This is a genomic window from Rheinheimera hassiensis (genome assembly GCF_022436675.1).
Classification (GTDB): domain Bacteria; phylum Pseudomonadota; class Gammaproteobacteria; order Enterobacterales; family Alteromonadaceae; genus Alishewanella; species Alishewanella hassiensis.
This window is the reverse complement of the sequence record NZ_JAKUJZ010000023.1, coordinates 1-610: the sequence shown is the minus strand read 5'-3', so window position 1 is coordinate 610 and position 610 is coordinate 1. Positions and strand designations below refer to the sequence as shown.

Genomic DNA, 610 nt, shown 5'->3' with positions numbered 1-610 from the left:
CCTCCTTACCTAACGTGAATTGAAGTTATAAGTGTTCACACAGATGATTGATTGCATGAGATAGAGCAAACGGTTTTAACGTTGAACGAGAGTTTAACGCAGGATGTTTTGCTTAGTGCGAGCCGCACAGCGAGCGAATGAGGGAGTGTACTGGTAGTACATGACCGAATAAGCGAGAGAGCAGCGAAGCAATAAGGAAAACAGACCAGTTAAAATTGGTCTGTAGCTCAGGTGGTTAGAGCGCACCCCTGATAAGGGTGAGGTCGGTAGTTCGAGTCTACTCAGACCAACCAAATTTCGCTTTATGCTGCGTTGCTTCCCTACTCGCATACCTAAGTATGCTTAGCAGGAAAGCGCCTTGCCTAAAACGAAATGACCTTATTAGGTAATTATGAGGGGTTATAGCTCAGCTGGGAGAGCGCCTGCCTTGCACGCAGGAGGTCAGCGGTTCGATCCCGCTTAACTCCACCACTTCTGGTTTAAGAAACCTGCTCTGAAAATTCAAATATAAGCGCTTAGGCTTAAGTGTTTATATTTGAGTTTAATCTCAAACTGCTCTTTAACAATTTGGCAAGCTGATAGTAGTAAAAAACAAGGTAACAATATTTAT

The 610-nt window shown here is 43.8% G+C and carries 2 tRNA genes; both read left to right on the top strand.

Going from position 1 to position 610, the window contains the following annotated elements:
* Positions 1-216: 216 nt before the first annotated feature.
* Positions 217-293: transfer RNA gene (locus tag MJX74_RS21470), tRNA-Ile, on the top strand.
* A 102-nt stretch (positions 294-395) separates the two neighbouring features.
* Positions 396-471, top strand: a tRNA-Ala gene (locus MJX74_RS21465).
* The last annotated feature ends 139 nt before the right edge of the window (positions 472-610 follow it).